11 protein-coding genes and 2 pseudogenes are annotated in these 17,975 nt (G+C 36.1%); 8 read left to right on the top strand and 5 right to left on the bottom strand.

From position 1 onward, the window contains the following. Nucleotides 1-3 precede the first annotated feature (3 nt). On the top strand, nucleotides 4-4,221 hold the full coding sequence (locus tag ACFFHF_RS06860; RefSeq protein WP_377057783.1) for a TIGR02680 family protein: 4,218 nt from the start codon (nucleotides 4-6) through the stop codon (nucleotides 4,219-4,221). A gap of 10 nt (nucleotides 4,222-4,231) precedes the next feature. Then, entirely contained in the window at nucleotides 4,232-5,509 is a 1,278-nt protein-coding gene (locus tag ACFFHF_RS06855) for a TIGR02679 domain-containing protein (RefSeq protein ID WP_160549667.1), read from the top strand. A gap of 235 nt (nucleotides 5,510-5,744) precedes the next feature. Here ACFFHF_RS06855 and ACFFHF_RS06850 read toward each other — a convergent pair whose 3' ends face one another. From ACFFHF_RS06850 to ACFFHF_RS06840, 3 genes and pseudogenes are all read right to left on the bottom strand, one after another. Beyond that, complete coding sequence (locus ACFFHF_RS06850; RefSeq protein ID WP_377057790.1) at nucleotides 5,745-6,347, bottom strand: recombinase zinc ribbon domain-containing protein; 603 nt, start codon at nucleotides 6,345-6,347, stop codon at nucleotides 5,745-5,747. A gap of 66 nt (nucleotides 6,348-6,413) precedes the next feature. Beyond that, a pseudogene (locus ACFFHF_RS06845) lies at nucleotides 6,414-6,632 on the bottom strand (cell wall hydrolase); the annotation flags it as partial. A 251-nt stretch (nucleotides 6,633-6,883) separates the two neighbouring features. Beyond that, the gene (locus tag ACFFHF_RS06840; RefSeq protein ID WP_014481451.1) at nucleotides 6,884-7,324 is read right to left on the bottom strand and encodes an Hsp20/alpha crystallin family protein; all 441 of its coding nucleotides are present in this window, start codon (nucleotides 7,322-7,324) and stop codon (nucleotides 6,884-6,886) included. Nucleotides 7,325-7,579: 255 nt separating this feature from the next. Here ACFFHF_RS06840 and ACFFHF_RS06835 point away from each other — a divergent pair. The 6 genes and pseudogenes from ACFFHF_RS06835 to ACFFHF_RS06810 all read left to right on the top strand — a co-directional run. Continuing rightward, nucleotides 7,580-8,863: pseudogene (locus ACFFHF_RS06835) on the top strand (transposase); the annotation flags it as partial. Between the two features lie 446 nt (nucleotides 8,864-9,309). Next, on the top strand, nucleotides 9,310-9,525 hold the full coding sequence (locus tag ACFFHF_RS06830; protein WP_377057782.1) for a hypothetical protein: 216 nt from the start codon (nucleotides 9,310-9,312) through the stop codon (nucleotides 9,523-9,525). 222 nt (nucleotides 9,526-9,747) lie between these two features. After that, nucleotides 9,748-11,067: a DUF2399 domain-containing protein gene (locus ACFFHF_RS06825; protein WP_377057781.1), complete on the top strand. Its 1,320-nt coding sequence runs from the start codon at nucleotides 9,748-9,750 to the stop codon at nucleotides 11,065-11,067. Further along, complete coding sequence (locus ACFFHF_RS06820) at nucleotides 11,043-12,473, top strand: hypothetical protein (RefSeq protein ID WP_377057780.1); 1,431 nt, start codon at nucleotides 11,043-11,045, stop codon at nucleotides 12,471-12,473. The genes ACFFHF_RS06825 and ACFFHF_RS06820 overlap by 25 nt, the downstream gene beginning before the upstream one ends. After that, nucleotides 12,415-13,140 carry a hypothetical protein gene (locus ACFFHF_RS06815; protein ID WP_160548296.1) on the top strand — a complete coding sequence of 242 codons (726 nt, stop codon included), beginning with the start codon at nucleotides 12,415-12,417 and terminating at the stop codon, nucleotides 13,138-13,140. The genes ACFFHF_RS06820 and ACFFHF_RS06815 overlap by 59 nt, the downstream gene beginning before the upstream one ends. Next, the gene (locus tag ACFFHF_RS06810; RefSeq protein ID WP_377057778.1) at nucleotides 13,137-16,343 is read left to right on the top strand and encodes an AAA family ATPase; all 3,207 of its coding nucleotides are present in this window, start codon (nucleotides 13,137-13,139) and stop codon (nucleotides 16,341-16,343) included. Before ACFFHF_RS06815 ends, ACFFHF_RS06810 begins: the two co-directional genes overlap by 4 nt. A 235-nt stretch (nucleotides 16,344-16,578) precedes the next feature. Here the strand turns inward: ACFFHF_RS06810 and ACFFHF_RS06805 are convergent, their stop codons facing one another. Next, nucleotides 16,579-17,298, bottom strand: coding sequence for a 3-ketoacyl-ACP reductase (locus ACFFHF_RS06805; RefSeq protein WP_377057777.1), 720 nt, complete (start codon nucleotides 17,296-17,298; stop codon nucleotides 16,579-16,581). 113 nt (nucleotides 17,299-17,411) lie between these two features. After that, nucleotides 17,412-17,969: a 6-phospho-3-hexuloisomerase gene (gene hxlB, locus ACFFHF_RS06800; protein ID WP_377057775.1), complete on the bottom strand. Its 558-nt coding sequence runs from the start codon at nucleotides 17,967-17,969 to the stop codon at nucleotides 17,412-17,414. Between the last annotated feature and the right edge of the window lie 6 nt (nucleotides 17,970-17,975).

Below are 17,975 nucleotides of genomic sequence, written 5' to 3'. Positions count from 1 at the left end.
CCAATGGAAAACAATCATAAATGGTTGATAAATAAAACTGGCATTTTAAATTACTGGTACTTTGATGAAGAAGAATTTCCGTTTGAAAATGGCCATTTATTAATAAGAGGCGGTAATGGATCAGGTAAGTCGGTAACGACACAAAGCTTTTTACCATTATTGTTAGACGGCAACAAATCTCCACAGCGATTAGATCCGTTTGGAACCCGATCCCGGAAAATGATTGATTATATATTTGGGGAATCTTCAGAGGAAAATGAAAAAACGAGTTATTTATATATGGAGTATAAGAGAAAAGATGCCGAAGAATATATTACAACCGGAATTGGTCTAAAAGGTAATTTAAATAACGATAAAGTAGACTCATGGTACTTTTTGATTAAGAATAAAAGAATTAATGAAGATATTAAACTTTTTCAATATCAATTGGATACAGTCGGGCAAAAGGTGAAGGTTCCTTTAAGTGAAAAGGAATTAAAAAACCTTATTGAACGCGAAAAATGCGGGTATTTAGTGACAACTCAAGCTGAGTATGCAGAACTGGTAAATAAATATATTTTTCAGTTTGAAAGTATTCAGGAATTCAAAGAAATGGTCGACTTAATTGTCCGCATTCGTGCACCGAAATTGTCCAACAATATGGGGCCAAATGTATTATATGAAATGCTACAAAGCTCATTGCCCGAATTAAGTACGAATGACCTGCGTTCGCTGTCTGAAACTATTCAAAATATGGATGAAATCAAGAGCCGTTTGGCAAAAGCCGAGCAGGATTTAAAACTGATTAAAAATCTATCGGCTAAATACAATGATTATAACTTCGCTGTTTTATCCCAAAAGGCGAACATGTTTCTGTCTATGAAGGCAAAGCGGGATGCATCCAAAAAAGGTGTGGACAAAGCACAAAAGGCATGGAAAAAGGCAACGGAAACGTCGGGCTTGAAACAAAAAGAAGTTGAACAATTAGGTAATGAACTGGAGTCATTAATAAAGAAAGTCGAACATCTAAAAGACAATGATGTCTACAAAATGAAAAAAGAACTAATTGCCCTAGAAACTCGCTTGGAGGAAGCAGCGAAGGAGTGGGGCAAATTAAAAAATAGTTTAGATGAAAAAGTGGCCCATTTAAGAAAACTAGAAGGTAATCTAAAGGATAAGAATGATGAAAAATATGGCTTAGAAAATAAAATAAACATAGCGGTCGAAGAGTTGGATGCTATAGCTGAGGATGTGGAGTATCCAGCTCACTCTTTGAACCGTGATTATTTTAAAACAGCTTTGAACGAAAGGAAAGCTCTTGAGGCAATTAATCAGTGGGAAGTCAGCTCTGAAACCTTTCAAACATTAGTTGGTAACATTTTAGGAGAATTAGAAAAAGAGAAACGGGTGGAAGAAGAATTAGATCAGCAAAAACTAGGTCTATTAAAAGAAGAGAAAGAAAGGGACGGAATCCGTAAAGCAATAGATGAAAAACGCGATGAATTAGAACGTCATTTGGAACAGCTAAATCGATTGATTTTGGAGAAAAATGAACAGAATAAGGAATTTGTTTTATCAAAAGATGAGCTATCCCTTGTAGCCTATTCCATTTTGGGGCTATTTGATACAACCTCGGTTAAAGAAATTGAAAGGCAATTAGCAGGGATTCTTCACTCTAAAAGGCAAACATTAGGAAAAAAAGAATTGCAAATTGATAACAAATTGGAGTTGATAGGAAGGGAGATAAAGGATAAGCACGGCAAAATTGATGAGTGGGAGAAGAAGGAAGAGTCGACTCCTGCTTTTCGAAAAGTGGAAACGGAAACGATGAGAAAAAGCTTAGCCAAAAAGGGGATTCCTTTCATTTCATTCTATGAAGCAGTCGAATTTATTGACGGATTAAATCCTTATGAAAAAGAGAGACTAGAATCGGCCCTTATTGAAATGGGAATATTAGATAGTTTAATCGTATCACCGGCATACCTTCATCTGGTGAATGATTCGGATGCCGTCTTAATTCCAAAGCCGCTATCAGAAGGGGAAACGTTAAAGGAATATTTGACAGTCAATCTTCCTAAAGAGGCAAAAGACCTGGAACAAATGACAAATGATATCTTAGCGAGTATTTCCATTGTCGAACATGAAAATCAAAGCTATGTCACCACGTTTGGTAATTATCAGCATGGTGTTGTAAAAGGGAATGCCATCCCTCGAGAAAATTCAATTTATATCGGCAAGGAAGCGCGAAAGTTACACCGTGAGAGGATGTTACACCAATTAAGAGAAGAATTAATTGTGTTAGAAAGTCAAAAAACAGAATCTGAATTTGAATTGCAGCAGTTAAAAGAACGTGGTCAGATGTTGCAAATTGAGGCAGATCAATACATTACATTTGATGAAGTGGAAGAGATAAATGTAACCATTGATAGTTATGATCGGGAATTAATTATTCTTGAGAAGACCATTACTCATTTAAAGGAAAGGATTTCCGACCTTCATAAAACGTATATCGAAGTTAAGAGAAAACGAATGGAACTGACAGAAGGAAGAGAGACCCCCTTAACGATTGAGGCCTATTCTGTTGTGAATCGAGATGTGAAGGAATATTTAAGTGAATTAAGAGGGATGAAGCAAACTGTTAACGATTGGAACACTGTTCTGCAAAATATGGAAATATTAGAGGAACAGAAAGAGCGAGAGGAAGACGATATTGCTCAATCCAGAGACCTCACCTTACAAAAAGAAAAGGAAGTTGACCGAACGAAAGTTAAGGTTAACGAACTGAGAAAAACCATTGCAGAAAAAGATATTGGCAATATTGAAGAACAAATTGAACAAACCGAGAGACGGATTCAGGAAATTCCACAATACCGAGACGAATTAAATAAAGAAGTCGGTCATTTAGAGGGACAAATCCCCTTGTTAAAAAATAACATTTTGCTCGAAGAAGCTTCTGTCCGTTTTTATCAAGAAGCCTATGATTGGTCGAAAGAAATTTTTGTTCAAGAGGTTAATCGTAAATTAGTGGAGACGTATGACCGGGATGTCCTAACAGTTGATGAGGACATGGTTGCTTTGGCAGAGGCAGCCATAGAAGATGATAAGGAAATTTCAAGAGAGAATGTTCAAGGAATTAGGGATAAAATGGTGGCTGTCTTTAATGAAGTTCGCGTTCAAGGACTGGAGGAATATTCCCTTACACTATCGGATACGGATTCCTATTTTAAAGAGATTAGTGACGAAGGATACGAGCTATTTTCACATGAGCTTGAAAAAATTGAATCTGTCTCAGCACGTCAATTAATTCATTTAACTTCTGATGGTAAATTGGTGTCTCCTCAGAAACTTCAACAAATTATTGAGCAACAGGTTCAAGCAATCAAAATTGCCTTAACAGAAGAGGATGAAAGATTATACAAGGAAGTGATCCTCGATAATATTGGGGAGCGTATACGTGAGTTAATTAGCCAAGCAGCTAGGTGGAAAGAAGAAATAAATGAGTATATGATGCAAACAAATGCCTCAAATGGCTTAAAGTTATGGTTACAATGGAAGCCGCGAAAAGCAACGGAAGACGGTGAAATGTCGACTGCTGATTTAGTACGTTTATTGCAAAAAGACCCTGACACCTTAAAAGAAAGTGACTACAAAAGATTAAGCAAGCACTTTAATTCTAAAATCAAGTTTGCCAAAGAAAGCTATGAAAGCGATGATGCCTTAAGAGATAAATCTTTTGATGTGCTGATTAAAGAGATTTTAGATTATCGTGAATGGTTTGAGTTTAAAATTTACTTTCAAAAAGAAGGGGAAGATCGCAAAGAGTTAACCAAAACAAACTATAATACATTAAGCGGCGGAGAACGTGCTATGTCCATGTATATTCCATTACTATCGGCTTTATATTCTAAGTTTATTTCTGCAAGTGATGAAGCTCCTTACATCATCTCTATGGATGAAGCATTTGCCGGAGTGGATGAAAATAATATTGCTACGATGTTTAAATTAATGAATGACTTTGGTCTGAACTATATTTTAAACTCCCAAGCTTTATGGGGAACGTATGAAACAGTTGATGCCTTATCCATTGCAGAAATTATCCGCCCGCAGAATGCCAAAAATGTAACGGTTATGTTGTATAAATGGAATGGTATTGAGCTAAATACTGTGAAAGAAGAAGTGCATATAAAACCAACACAGGAGCAGCAAAATTTGTTCGATGTGTTGGAAAGTATGGAAGTTTAAGGTGATTTGAATGGATGAAATGAAAGAGGCAATCGTTTACTTTAAGAAAGAGCCGGGCTACATTCGGCTCTTTGAGGCTTTTGCAGACAAAATCGAAAGTTTGGGTCATATTGGTGGCAGTGTCACACTTTCCAATTTAACAGAGGATGAAAAAAGGTTACTTCGTAATTGGTTCGGACGTGATTATTCAAAGAAAAGTTCTACTACTGTATCTCTGAGGAAATTTGAAAGACAATTAGACGAAACGAAATTTCAAGGAGTAGATTTTAACAAGGTAATAGAAGGGGTATTAGGAAGAACAATCTCCTACAAAAAGGATGTCAAGTTGTTAAAGGAAGAGGAAAGGATTCGATTCTTTAGCCATTTAATCGAAAAATATCCATCAGAAAATACAGCTTGGTTAACGGAATCGATTCTTAATAAAGAGCCTGGTTCAATCGGCTTTATTCAATCTTACAATCAGACAGATTTTAGTGCAATTGAGAGAATATATCAGACAATAAGTCTATTACCACTGGTGAAAAAAGTACGATTACCTGTTTTAGCAGAACAAATTGCGGGAGATCCCCATTATTTTGACAAAGAATCCAAGTTTATTACAGCGTTACAAATTATCCAATCAAAGAAGGATAAAGTTCCTTATGCAAATAATTCAAATATCGAAACAGTCAATGAATTATTGTATGACTATGGCATATTAAAGGATGATATACAAAACTTTGTAACCTGCTTCGGGTTGTCAGCAGTTAAGAATGATGAAAAATTGGCTTCTTGGGAATGTCTGTATGAAGAAAAAAGTGTGCACAATGTGCCGCTTAGAGAGTTGGCTAAATATGATAGAATCTTTCCTAAAAAAGGGAATCAGGTGTTTATCGTTGAAAATTCAGGCGTGTTTTCAAGCATATTAGATATCCATGAGGGCGCCCCCTTACCCCTTATTTGTACACATGGACAATTTAAATTAGCTGCATTACAATTGATAGAAAAATTATGCAATGAAGATATTTCCATCTATTACTCGGGTGATTATGACCCTGAAGGTCTCCAAATGGCACAAAGATTAAAAGTGAAATTTGGTCAAAAGATTCATTTTTGGCGGTATACAGTAGAGGATTACTTGGTGGCATTATCGGGGCAGGAAATATCACCCTTGAGTATTTCCAAACTAGAAAATATTACGGAACATGAGCTATTAGCACTAAAGCATGAAATGTCGAGAGTTAAAAAGAAGGGTTATCAGGAAAGACATATTGATGCCTTATACAGGGATATCATTCAAATCGATTAATCTTGTTGTTTTTATATCATTAATAAAATTTATTGCCCACCATATCTGCGGTTTATTACGTGTGGTGAAATAAATTAATCATCACTTTTTAAATATGGAGGTACGAAAAAACTAGATTAAGGTATGTATACTACTACATCCAAAACTATCTGCCATCATCATTCAAGACATGTGGAGGTGATAGTGAAGCTTGTTTTGAAAGGTACAGCTGGTTAAACTGTACCTAAGCATTATTCTAAGGGGCAAGATTGTAGTGGATGTCAATCTCGCCTTCTTCAGAGACTTTGATCTTGTCAATCATTCTTTGAAGAATTTGTTTCATGTCTAGTTGATCTTTCTCATCAAGGTTTAAGAAGTTGTCAACAATTCTTTTAAAAGCCAGGATATTCTTTTCCTGGTTCTTTTTTTGCTCTAGCTGAGATTCTAATTCCATTTTGCGATTTGCTAATGCAAGCTGCAGTTCTGAGATAGACTGATTTTTCACCTTAAATTGATCTTTTGTAATGATACCTTCAGCATGCAGCGATAATAGGCTATTAAATTGATTACTGAGCTTCTCAGCCTGATTCTCCAGGCTTTTAATCTTTTTAAGAATACTTGACTGCTTCAATAATGCTTTTTCCTCTGCTAGGCCGTACAATTCGTCTATGTTGTTCGCACTTTTCATTAAATTTTGTGCGTCGTTCCTGACTAATTTTAATAGCTTTTTTTCTTCAATAATATGAGACGAACAGAAAGAGCTCGAATGTTTAACGTAAGTACCACAAACAACATATGCGCCGTTTCTTCGGTCAGATTTAAAATGCATTCCAGAACCACAGTCAGCGCAAACAGCAATATTCGCAAATAGGTTCTACTTACGATGAAACTATGGCAAGTGCTACTCTAGAAGGAGTGGCACGCAAAAATATCCTTTTATAGTTGCTTCAAATCCTCCAGGTCGTTGAAAAACCATTCTTCTAATTGAGTTAATATCTTCAAAGTCAAGGCATCTAGAGCGCACTCGGTTTACAGCTACATTTCCAACCAATAACATACCTAACCTTCCTTCTCCTTCAACTTCTGCACGAATTAAACGTGCTAATAGTTTAACGTCTTCTTCAGTAGCTTTTATGACTGCCAAGGTGAATTTCCCTCCCTTTTATAAACATAAAAGCATTACTCCAATTTATGAAGTAATGCAAATGTAATACATTATTGTATGATAAAAGATTTCTTAATATCATTGTTTAACTGCTTTAATATAAATTTTTTCTTATGAGAGGGTAAATGTACAGTTAAAATAAGTAAATCAACTAAATCTGGTTGTTCATTAGCTATTTCTTGCAAGTAATCTTTGCCGAACTCTTTCATAACAGGTAATAGTTTACTCATTTAGTGAAAGTCTACATCAATTTTCTTTTTGTTATCATTTGTTTTCTTTGGCATTCTGACTTCAAGAACACCGTTCTTATAGGTTGCTTTTACTCCCTCATTAGATACAGGGCTTGGCAAGGATACAGTCCTATGAAAGCTACCTGTATAGCGTTCTTTTCTATACATACTTTCTTCTTTAATCTCATTTGTTTTATTGATGGTACCGTTGATGCTTAACATATTATTTTCAATATCAATATTTACATCTTCCTTTTTCTCAAGACCTGGAATATCACATGAAGCAATTACTTCATTTTCAGTTTCATGCACATCAACTCTGATATTACCAAAATTATTGTTTTCCATCCCAAGATCTAGAGGGAAGTCAGAGAAAAAACGGTCAAAATTTCTTCTCATATTTGCTAGTTGTCTAAATGGATCATACGGTGTTAATGACATACAAATCACTCCTTATTTTATTATCACATGTATTTTCTTCTTAGAATTAAAAAATATACAAGGAAAGTTATGTGTATAAGAAATTTTATATTGTGAAAAATATTAAAGGTTAAATTTGGAGTATAAGGGAGATTTATGTGAATTTTTTTAAAAAACAGGCTAAGCAAATTGTGTTGAAAGTATTAAAAAACAATTATCTAACTCTCCTGATTTAGTTTATAGAACCGTAACAGTCGGAAATAAAACAATTGAATTGAGGCTATTTTTTCTACTATTGACATTGATCCCATCTTCTCTGTGGTAACGAAGAAATCACGTTTTGGTAGACCTGTGGAGCTTAATTATGCGGCAATGATTTACTCATTAGTTGCACGCATATCGGAACGAATTCCGTTCATTAAAGACTTGGTAAAGCGATTAAGAAACGATATGATTTTCCGACTAGACTGCGGCTTTTTGGTTTCTGATATAGTCCCTTCTGAGGCAGCTTATTCAAGAATTGTAACGATCCTCAGTGAATCTGAAGTTCTTGAAGGGGCTAAGAATACGATTCTAAATCAAGCCATTACAGAAGGGTTTATCAACGATGATACTGCAGCCCTTAATGCCTCTCATTTTGAAGCGAAGGATCAGGCTCCTCCAAAAGAGGAAAAAACAACATCAGAACCTAAGAAGCGTGGTCGCAAATCAAAGGAAGAACGTGAAAAATGGCTGGTTGAACAAGCTGAACGTGAAGTGAATCTTCCTCTTTATGAAAAGAAAATTGAAGAACAGTTGGACGTTTCTTTGTCTGAACTTCGTTCTCAAATGCCCCAGGATCCACAATGGGGTGTGAAGAAAAACAGCGAAGGAAAGAACGTTTTTTGGTATGGTTATAAAGCACATTTGTTAGTTGGCACAAAAAGTCAATATATCCTTCAATCTCTCTTTTCTTCTGGAAATTTAAATGATGGAAAAGCAGCCATTCCTTTGTTAAAAGGAATTCAAGAAAATGTTTCTTTAAAGACCCTTCGTTATACAACGATGGATGCTGGGTATGATTACGAACCAATTTATGAACAAGTTCATCGATTGGGATGACAATCCGTCATTGCTTATAATAAACGCAATGAACCCGAACCGATCGGTTTTGATAAACACTTTGCCCCAACTTGTTTTAGGGAACATTCCTATCGTTACGATAGTTTTGACGCAAAATACGAGACCCTAAAATACACGCGTCCAAAAGAATGTAAGGATTGTCCGTTAGCCGATCAGGGAATATGTCAAAAAGTATATAAAGTAAAGATTACCACTGATCTTAGAAAGTACACTGCACCAGCCCGAGGTTCGAAAACTTGGAAAACAATATTTAAGCGCCGAACCGCAGTAGAACGTGTAAATGCTTATCTGAAGGAGTACTTTCAACTTAACAATGTTCGTTATCGAACTGGAAAACGTGCTAAAGTTCACTTTGATTTGGTGACATTGGTTTATAATGCTTCAAAATTGGCAGCAGATCGTATGAATGCAATGTTAAATCAACGGCAAGCTGCCTAAACTAATGGCGATGAGAAAACTATAAATATTTTAACTTTGTTGATTGGAGCAGAAGGCGGCGACTCCTGCGGGAAAAGCGTGTCCAGGTGAGACCCCGCAGGAGTGAAGCGACGAGGAGGCTCACGGACCGCCCGCGGAAAGCATCCGCCTGGAGCGGAAATCAACAACAAAGTTCGTAGTGTTAAATTTTTAAAAATCCCAAATTTCTCTTAGGGATACTTTAATCATTTTTAAAATAGGCAATTATGAAATTGATTCAAATTAGTGGTTTTTTATCAATTCTCTCTATCCAATAAAAGGGTTCTTTAAAAAATATAGAAGTAGATTATGTAAAAAACATTACGAATAGGCTACGTAATTAAGGTAGTCAGAGGTTAATACAAGAAAGGACTTGGAATTAACACTTTAGATCTTTTAAGGTCACTTTCGGAAAAGGATTTTTGATAATGGAAACCCGTTTTGTGATTTGGACTCCCGCTGTGAGAGAGAAGCTTATTGAATTTAGAAATTCAAGATTTACACCTGAAGAAACTCTTGATTTTATTTCTCAACTTATATTAGAAACAGAGGATTTATTGAAAAATCCTCTTATTGTAAAAGTCTATACCGAGGAATCCGGAAAATACCCATCATTCTTATGTCCACGTACACCTAGGACTTAAAACCCTTCGATTGCCCTTCTATAGCACTCAAAAACTCCTCATTATTACTTCATAAAATCATTTCTATTATTTTGCTGAACTAAGTACCAATATATAACCTATCAAACAAGTTATATATCCTTATCTCGAGACAAAAGGGCTCCGATTTTCCTAATGATACCTTAAACTTTTATTATATTAATTTGTTAGAATAAATATAAAATCGTTATACGAGGTATCAATATGATAGAAGAATCATTTCAAGTATATATTAAGGATTTCATCCTTAAAAGTGGAGAGGTACTCGAGTTGGGGGAACCCAATAAAGATAACTTTTTACTAGAAGTAAGGATCATCAAGCGTTCGGAGAGAACCTATCGTATCCTAGGGCTTTTAATAGTATCAACTAAAACGACTAAAGATATAGAATCGACAAATGACCATAAGTTAGATGCAATAAAATTTACCCCCAGGAAAAAAGTTAGCTTAGATGATAACGATCGTCAGACTTTTAAATGGCTGGAAGAAGGGTGGATTTTAAAGGAAGTCAGGTTTGAGAAAGATGAGAAAACGGTTCGTTCATCCCAATATCGGATGGGGTATCGATTATACGAACATGAACAATTAAAGGTCCAACAAAAAGTAGACTATGTTTATTCCGAATTCTCCAAAGTTAAAGATAAACTTCTAAGAACTCTAGCAACTATAGATGATAATTATAATCATTTTCCACATCGTAAAAAGCTTGGACTAGAGAACATGGTAAAAATCATAAATCAGCTTAAGCAATGTGATTTAAATGAATCGGATTATTTTCCACAGAAGTGGCATGTGAAAAAAAGTTTGAAGTATTTACAATTTGTTGACGCCTTTAGTCAATTATGTCTTCAGAAGAAGGATTTTGACTGGAAGGAAATCGGGGCAACTTATTATAAAAAAATCGGAGGATCTAAGGAATTCGATCCCTATAAGCAAGAGTTTATTGATCAATTAGAAGAGTGGGCAAGTGTTCCGGCAACTGAGTTAGGTTTAGCAAGTCTTGGGCAAATTACTTCGGTGTATTTTGCAGGGCAATTAAGTGGGAGGTATGTTGCTTACCAATTGGGACCAGTTCATGCTTTAACGAATCTATCAATTGCACAAGAGAAGTATCTAACAAAGGCTACGAATCTTTGGCTTGTTGAAAATCGAGCGATCCTGACACGGTTAGCAGCAACTGAGCAATTTTTAGAAGAAACCAATTCTTTCATCATATGTGTGGATGGGCATTTACGTTCCGCTCACAGAAATGCTATCACACAAATTCTAGACAACAGTAATATTGAACAAGTACTAATATGGTGTGACTATGATCCGGATGGTCTACAAATCTCAAAAGAGATCTACTCAACCATTTATAAATATAGCAATTTGAAAATAAAATTGATTTTACCTGAACAGGAAGTTATAAGTGATTGGCATAAGTATGAAGAACATCTAAAGGGCTTCTTGGAGAATAACAAAATGGAGCAAGAACAAATGATGGGAGGTGTGGTTCTATGGAAAAGGTGGATTCTGGATTAATATCGATATTTCAGTCAAACGAATCAGCTCCTGAGGTCATGCAGTCAATGAAAGATATATCTTCATTAGCTGGGGTTTTAAGCGATTTAGGAGCTCATAACTTTTTTCAAACTCCAGGGGAAATTTTGAGATTTTTAAGGCTCATTCAACTCTTAAATGAAGAGGCACTGGGTCTTGATGATCCGATTGAGAATGTGGAAACCGTCTATTATCGTTATCGGAATCGTTACGATGACTCAGAACCACCTTCTAAAAAGAAAGTCGAACAAATCATTAATGTTTTAGTAAAAAACAATTGGATCTCAAAACAAACGCGAAAAATCAAACTACGAGATGTCGGAAAGCGCATGATGGATGCACTTATACGTCTGGCTAATGATTCTCTTGCCTATTATATGAACGATGATATAGGACGGTCGTTATTTCAAGCAAGGCGTGACGCCGAAATTAGTGAAGCTTACGATGATAATGGAATTTCAGGTGGAAATAAGATTGCAAGTATGATCCGAAATGTAGAAAATGCGATTTCCCTTCTAAGGGAACGCGAATTAGAGATGCTTGCAGATCGTAATGCATTGCCACAGCTTGAACTCATCCATCAGTTAATGAAGGATTTAGAGGTGAAGTTAGAAGAGAGGTTTAGACAATTTCAAACAGTAGAAGATAGTTTAGTACTATCAGATTTAATGCAAAGAGGGACAGCTGTTTTAGCTGAGGGAACGAACCTTAGTTTAGGAATGATTAATAAGTATGTTAAGTTCACTAATATGCAAAAGACACCGTTGACTTTAGCCATTCAGCCTGAAAAAGTTAGAGCCTTCATTTCAAAAATGTTTGATCCCTCGCTTGATTCTGATATACCTAATGCTCACCAGTTGTTAAGTTTTATGGAGCAAAATCAATACGAGGATGAAGCCATCGATGGGATATGGATACCAGTTAAGTTCGCTGCACCTCTGTCTGGGTTTGCCGTAGCGGAGGCGATTGAATATTTAGAGACATATGAACCGGTCGTGGAACCCATTTTGGAGGAAGATGAAGAGATTGAATACACAACCGAGGAAGTATTAGAGGAAGAACTGGAAAGTCTAATGGGCGAGTCAAACTGGCTACTAACGAAGAACATGATAGATACTAAAGCAATTGAATCCTATTTTGAAAGACAGGAGGAAGCTCCTTTAGAACAGGTAATTATTGAAGCAACCACCGACCAGTGGAGTGATGCGATAAATGCTTTGACCGCAATATCGGCATTGGTTAGTAATAAAAAAGTGACAGTAACTACTGGGGAACAAAACAGAAAATTTCAGGTATTCGAAAAAAAATGGGAGTGGATGAAGGATGGAGATGGATCAGACATTATTAAACGAAGGAACTCTTTCCAAAGAGAAAAAGAATCCGAATGATTCCATAAAAGAAAGTAATTTAAATCCTTTAAACGTCATGCAGTCAATTAGAGGAATCTTAACCCAGGAAGAGGAGTTAACGTTTATGAACATCCTTTTCTCCTCCTCTGCTTCAATCCGGTCAGGTAATTTTGGATTATCCCGGAAAGAGGTTGAAAAACAGCTTGGTATTCCAGGAGATGACAACCGTTTTTTCTCTTTTATTACAAGGGTGAATCAAGCCGTCAGTCGATATTTTCAGTTAATCTATGATGAAAAACGCGATCAGGTTGTTGTAATGATGAGAGTGACTGCCCATTCTGCACGAAACACTTTATCAAAAGAAAGTCTAGCAATATTACTATACATGTTTTACCAACAAGAAGTGTTGCAGCATGAATTTACCCTATTTGATCAATTGCTTGATGCCTTAGGACACGAAACAAAAAAGGCAAACCAGAGAGTACTTGTAAATATAGATCCTTTAAAAAAAATTGGTGCTATTGAAGAGTATGAAACCAATTCTCCCGAAAGAGCTTTTCAACTTACAGCGATTGGGGTCAACCTGTTTTCTGATTCGTTTTTAAGGAGAACGGCAGAGTTTAGTCAGTCGAATCAGTTAAACAAAGAGGAAGTATTGAAATTTTTCAAACGGTATAACTTATATCAGAAAGGAGAAAGCGAATGATTCCTTGGAGAATGTCATTATCGGGGATTCGTGATTATCGGCCGGAGCAGATTGATTTGTCAGGAAGCGATCAGCATATTATGATTACAGGTCCAAACGGCTCAGGGAAATCAACGATAACTTATTGCATGGGGGCAGTACTCTATTCTTCAAAAGTGGATGTGGAAGGTTTGAAATCTCGAAATCTATTACCTGAACAAACCTGGAAAGCTCAAATTTCTCTTGTATTTAAAAATGATGGCCAAATAAAAATTGATGCAGCTACTTTCATTCAGTTCTCCTTAAGAATGGTTCAAGAACCAGGGCAACCGATAAAAAAGGAATTCACTATCTCAACCGGTGAGGAGATTGATCAATGGGAGAATACCATTAAATTTACATCTGGAGATCGTCAATTTAATTTTTCCGCCTATAAGAGAGATTTACTCCACAAATACAAAATTGAACCCGATGCCTATTACCTTATTTGGTATCAGCAGGAGGTCAATCAATTTGCTGTTATGAGTCCGGAAGAACGATTCCGAATTTTTAGCGAGATGTACGGAATTAATCAAACTCAATGTGATTGGGAAGAAAGTATTGAAAAACTAAAGGATACGAGCGAAACATTACGATCAGCAAAGGTTAATCTGGAAAACAAAAGATTAGAGCTCCAAATTAAAAAGAGCCATTTAGAGCGTTTTAGGGATAATCAAGAGCGTCTTTTAGGTGGAGCAACGAAATATATTGAAGCACTATTACAATTAGAAGTAGCTCTAAGAAAAGAAGATAAAAGGTTAGAAGAGATTATAGAGGAACTTTCTTTTACGATTGAAGAGGCTAAGGGAGAAATCTCTCATAAACAAGAAGAAAAACAACAATTAGCGGATCAGTGTAAACAGCTGCTTCATGAAAAAGAACTATTGTTAGATAAACAAAATGAAGTTGAAAAGCTACTAAAAGTCCAAAAAGCTGAAATAGATGATGGAAAGCAACTAATTGGCCAGCTAGAAGCAGAACTCGAGGACTTAATTAAACGTAAACACCTTATCACACGTACGGAAATAGAAGTACAGGTACAATTAAGTCAATTGGGTAAGGAAATCGAGAACAACCGCCAAAGATTAGATGAGGTAAATATACAGTATCAACAGCAAGAACAATCACGTGATGGATCACATGCTGAAATTGCAAAACTAGAACATCAATTAACAATAGATCAAAAATTATATGTAGAACATAGTAATAGATTGGCAGAATACAAAAATAGTCATGAGGTTTCAATGACCATTAGTAAGTTGGAAGAAAAGATTGTCTCTTTTAAAAATGAACACTTTACTTTAGTTAATGATATTCAAGAGCTAATCGTAGAAAAGAAATCTCTACAAGAAAATCGCGATCTATCTAAACGACAGAGTGAATCATTAGCATATCTCCGTACGCAAAATATCAAAGCCTACCCTCTTCGTGAATTGGTCGAGCTAGATGAAAAGGCGCAACTAAGAGATGAAAGCTTATTTAATGCCATTAAATATACCATCTTTTTTCAAGGGAAACGAATAATTCCTCCAAATGATCTTTACCATGTACCATTAATGGAGACGGTACCCGACCATTCTGTGAGTACTTTGCCTAATCTTCGGTTGAAAATTAAAGAAGGAATTAAGGAAGAGGATATCCCACATGCTATCAAAGCGCTATGGTGGGTAGGGCAGTTTTTTAAAGAAGGTGCTATTAAAATACAGAATGGAATCCTGCATGATTCGATGGGGATTCGTGGACCTCAGGAAAAAGGACGCTATATATTAAGTAATAAGGCTTTAGCAACTAGAAAACTAGAAGTAGAAAACTTACTTAATGTGAAGGAATCCAGAAAGCTAGAATTGGAGGAATCTATTAACAGTTATACTAATCGGTCACAAGAATTGAATCGTATTATACAGCTTGTCAGAGAAGCAGAAGCGTTTATGGCAACCGATTATGAGAGGAAAAGTCGTATTAAACGATTAGAAGACGAGAAAAGAAGATTAGCAGAGATTCGAATATTGTTAGAGAAAATTGATAAAGAAAAGACAGATCTCAGAGTTCTGCTGATTCAACTAGAAGATAAAAAGAAGGTCTTAAGAGAGGAAGAGGCTTTTTACGAAGAACTCGGGAAGATGAAAGGAAAGTATGATTATTTACTCACTTTAAAAACTAAATTGACTTCTCTGAAGGATGATTACGAACAGCAGAAGATGATACTAGAGGGACTAGAAAGTAACCTCGAAAATACAGAAGGAAATATAAAGAAACTTCAGCGGAAGATAGTCCAACTTGCTGATGATATTGAACTTTCCAACAGGGAGTTCAATAGGGTGGTTAATCAACAGAATAGTAAAAAGGAAGAGAAGGATACCAACGCTCACCAGCTTGTGGGCTATATAAATGAAATAACAGAGATCCAAAAAATAGTTCCAAATATATATTCAGATATTGTTAGCAGACCACTTCTTAGTCAAGCACTCTCCATATCAAGCTTAAAGAATGATCGTGAAAACGGAAAGATTATGTTTGATTCCGCAAGAAGGGAACCTGATATTGATCCAGCCGCACCTGAAAACTATGAAGCCGTCAAACAAGAATTTGAAAGACTAGACAATGAATACAAACGTACAAATATCTTACTAGAGCAAGATAGAGAACGAGCAGAGCAACTGAAGGATAAGCTAGAAACGACTATTAATATGAGAGTCACGGAAATCCGTAGAAGATTTCAGACTTATATGGGTCATTTTCAATTTGAAGGCGAAGTAGATTGGCTCTCCTCCGAGGATAAAAAAGGTAGGACAAATTTTAAGTTGTTCATAAAGGCTAGAAAAGAAGGTCACCGAGGAACTTTAGAAGATGTTAGTACAAAGGCTCGCGGAGGAAAGGTTGGTAAAGGTGTATCTGGGGGAGAAGAGTCGCTCAGTTCATTGTTATTTGCCTTAGCTCTCTTACAAAACCTATCCTTTAAACCCGGGTTCATTGTACTAGATGAATTCGATAGTGCCCTGGACGAAAATAGGAAATTAAAGGTGTTTGATTTATATGTTCAAGAATTAAGAAGGAAGCTAATTATTCTTACACCGAAATCTCATGAAGAACATTACCTAAAGCGGTTTTCTAAGGCCTTGGTAGTTCAACATGACCCCACCATCCCTTCAAGTAAGATAGTGGGGATTGTTAAAAAGGATGTGTAGCTAACCACAGAAATATAATTTTCCATTATTATAAATATAAAACTCCAAAAAGGTGAACCAAATAACTGCACAAGGTTGCAAGTTTTGGGAGTGGAGTCTTTTTTCTTGATAGATGGTTCGAATAGCAGAACCACTTATTGAATAAAAAATAATGCATAAGACCAAAGTAGAAAAGTTGCCCTTAGTGGCACTTTTTCTACTAAAAAGAAACAGACCCAACTGGATCTGCTTCTTTTTATGATGGATTAGTTGACCATAATCCAGCTGTTTTAACGAATACTCTTGGATTAAATTTTAAACTAGCCACGACTAATTCTGCAAGGTCTTCTGGGTGCATCACATTTTCTTCATTGCCTTTAACAAGATTTGTATCAATGGCTAAATCTGTAACGACCGTACTTGGCGTTAAAGCAGTAACACGGACATTATGTTTTCTTACTTCTAGCATAAGTGATTCTGTTAGTCCTAATACAGCGAATTTAGAAGCACTGTAAGCACTTGTAACAGGAGCACCTTTTTGGCCAGCAGATGAAGAGATATTGATGATATCTCCTGATTTTCTTTCGATCATTCCTGGTAATACTGCTCGTGTTACATTATACACACCCATTAAATTGACTTGGATGATTTTTTCCCATTCTTCCGGTGTTAAATCAAGGAATCCACCAAATTTAGCAACACCTGCATTGTTGATTAGGATATCAATTGGACCTAAGTCTGATTTAATATGTTCAACAGCATGAGTAACGGATTCAAGATCGGTCACATCTGCTGTTGCTGCAGATACCGTTACTTCATATTGTGCTAGTTCAGCCGCTACCTTTTCTAGATTAGACATATTTAAGCCGATTAGGCCTAAATGAACGCCTTCTTTTGCTAAGGCGATAGCAGTAGCACGTCCAATACCTCTTCCTGCGCCAGTAATTATTGCAGTTTTTCCTTTTAAAGAAATCATTTTATCACTCCTAAATTTAATTACAAATTGAAGTAGTTCATTTTAACAGAAAGACCGCAATCTTGCATGGAAACAGCTTGCGGTCTTTCCTATTTTGAACTCGAGGAATAAATTTATTCTAAGTTGGCGTGTCTACCATACATTTTATTGGTATCCAAACCTTTTTTCTCCATGAAGCGAAGAATCACAGCGTCGTAAAATAGTAAAAGTGTTTGCTCATATAATGAGCCCATTGGTTGAATCGTCTTAAAATCACTCTCCGACTGATCTTTAGGCGAGCCAGGCAACTTAATTGTGATATCAGCTAATTGTCCAATAGTCGACTCAGGGAAAATGGTTACAGCTGCAATCGTCCCACCGATACTTTTTGCCTTCTCAGCCATGGAAACTAAACCTTTCGTTTCTCCTGAACCAGATCCAATGATTAAGATGTCATCTTTTTCATAGTTAGGGGTTACTGTTTCACCAATCACATAGGCATCTATCCCCATGTGCATCATTCGCATGGCGAATGATTTGGCCATAAATCCAGATCTACCTGCGCCTGCAACAAAGATTTTTTTTGATTCAAGAATCCCATTAACTAATTTTTCAGCTTCATCATTCGAAATTAAATCTACGGACCGATTTAACTCTTTTATGATTTCAGCTAGGTATTGAGTTGTATTCATGATCTG

Source organism: Robertmurraya beringensis (assembly GCF_042433785.1).
In the GTDB taxonomy this organism is placed as follows: domain Bacteria; phylum Bacillota; class Bacilli; order Bacillales; family Cytobacillaceae; genus Robertmurraya_A; species Robertmurraya_A beringensis.
Note: the sequence above shows the minus strand (reverse complement) of the source record. Positions and strands in the feature narration are given on the sequence as shown.

Excerpts from the sequence above, each read along its gene's own strand:
- ACFFHF_RS06860 (WP_377057783.1), top strand. The coding sequence starts at position 4 with ATGGAAAACAATCATAAATGGTTGATAAATAAAACTGGCATTTTAAAT.
- ACFFHF_RS06855 (WP_160549667.1), top strand. The coding sequence starts at position 4,232 with ATGGATGAAATGAAAGAGGCAATCGTTTACTTTAAGAAAGAGCCGGGC.
- ACFFHF_RS06840 (WP_014481451.1), bottom strand. The coding sequence starts at position 7,324 with ATGTCATTAACACCGTATGATCCATTTAGACAACTAGCAAATATGAGA.
- ACFFHF_RS06830 (WP_377057782.1), top strand. The coding sequence starts at position 9,310 with ATGGAAACCCGTTTTGTGATTTGGACTCCCGCTGTGAGAGAGAAGCTT.
- ACFFHF_RS06825 (WP_377057781.1), top strand. The coding sequence starts at position 9,748 with ATGATAGAAGAATCATTTCAAGTATATATTAAGGATTTCATCCTTAAA.
- ACFFHF_RS06820 (WP_377057780.1), top strand. The coding sequence starts at position 11,043 with ATGGAAAAGGTGGATTCTGGATTAATATCGATATTTCAGTCAAACGAA.
- ACFFHF_RS06815 (WP_160548296.1), top strand. The coding sequence starts at position 12,415 with ATGGATCAGACATTATTAAACGAAGGAACTCTTTCCAAAGAGAAAAAG.
- ACFFHF_RS06810 (WP_377057778.1), top strand. The coding sequence starts at position 13,137 with ATGATTCCTTGGAGAATGTCATTATCGGGGATTCGTGATTATCGGCCG.
- ACFFHF_RS06805 (WP_377057777.1), bottom strand. The coding sequence starts at position 17,298 with ATGATTTCTTTAAAAGGAAAAACTGCAATAATTACTGGCGCAGGAAGA.
- hxlB (WP_377057775.1), bottom strand. The coding sequence starts at position 17,969 with ATGAATACAACTCAATACCTAGCTGAAATCATAAAAGAGTTAAATCGG.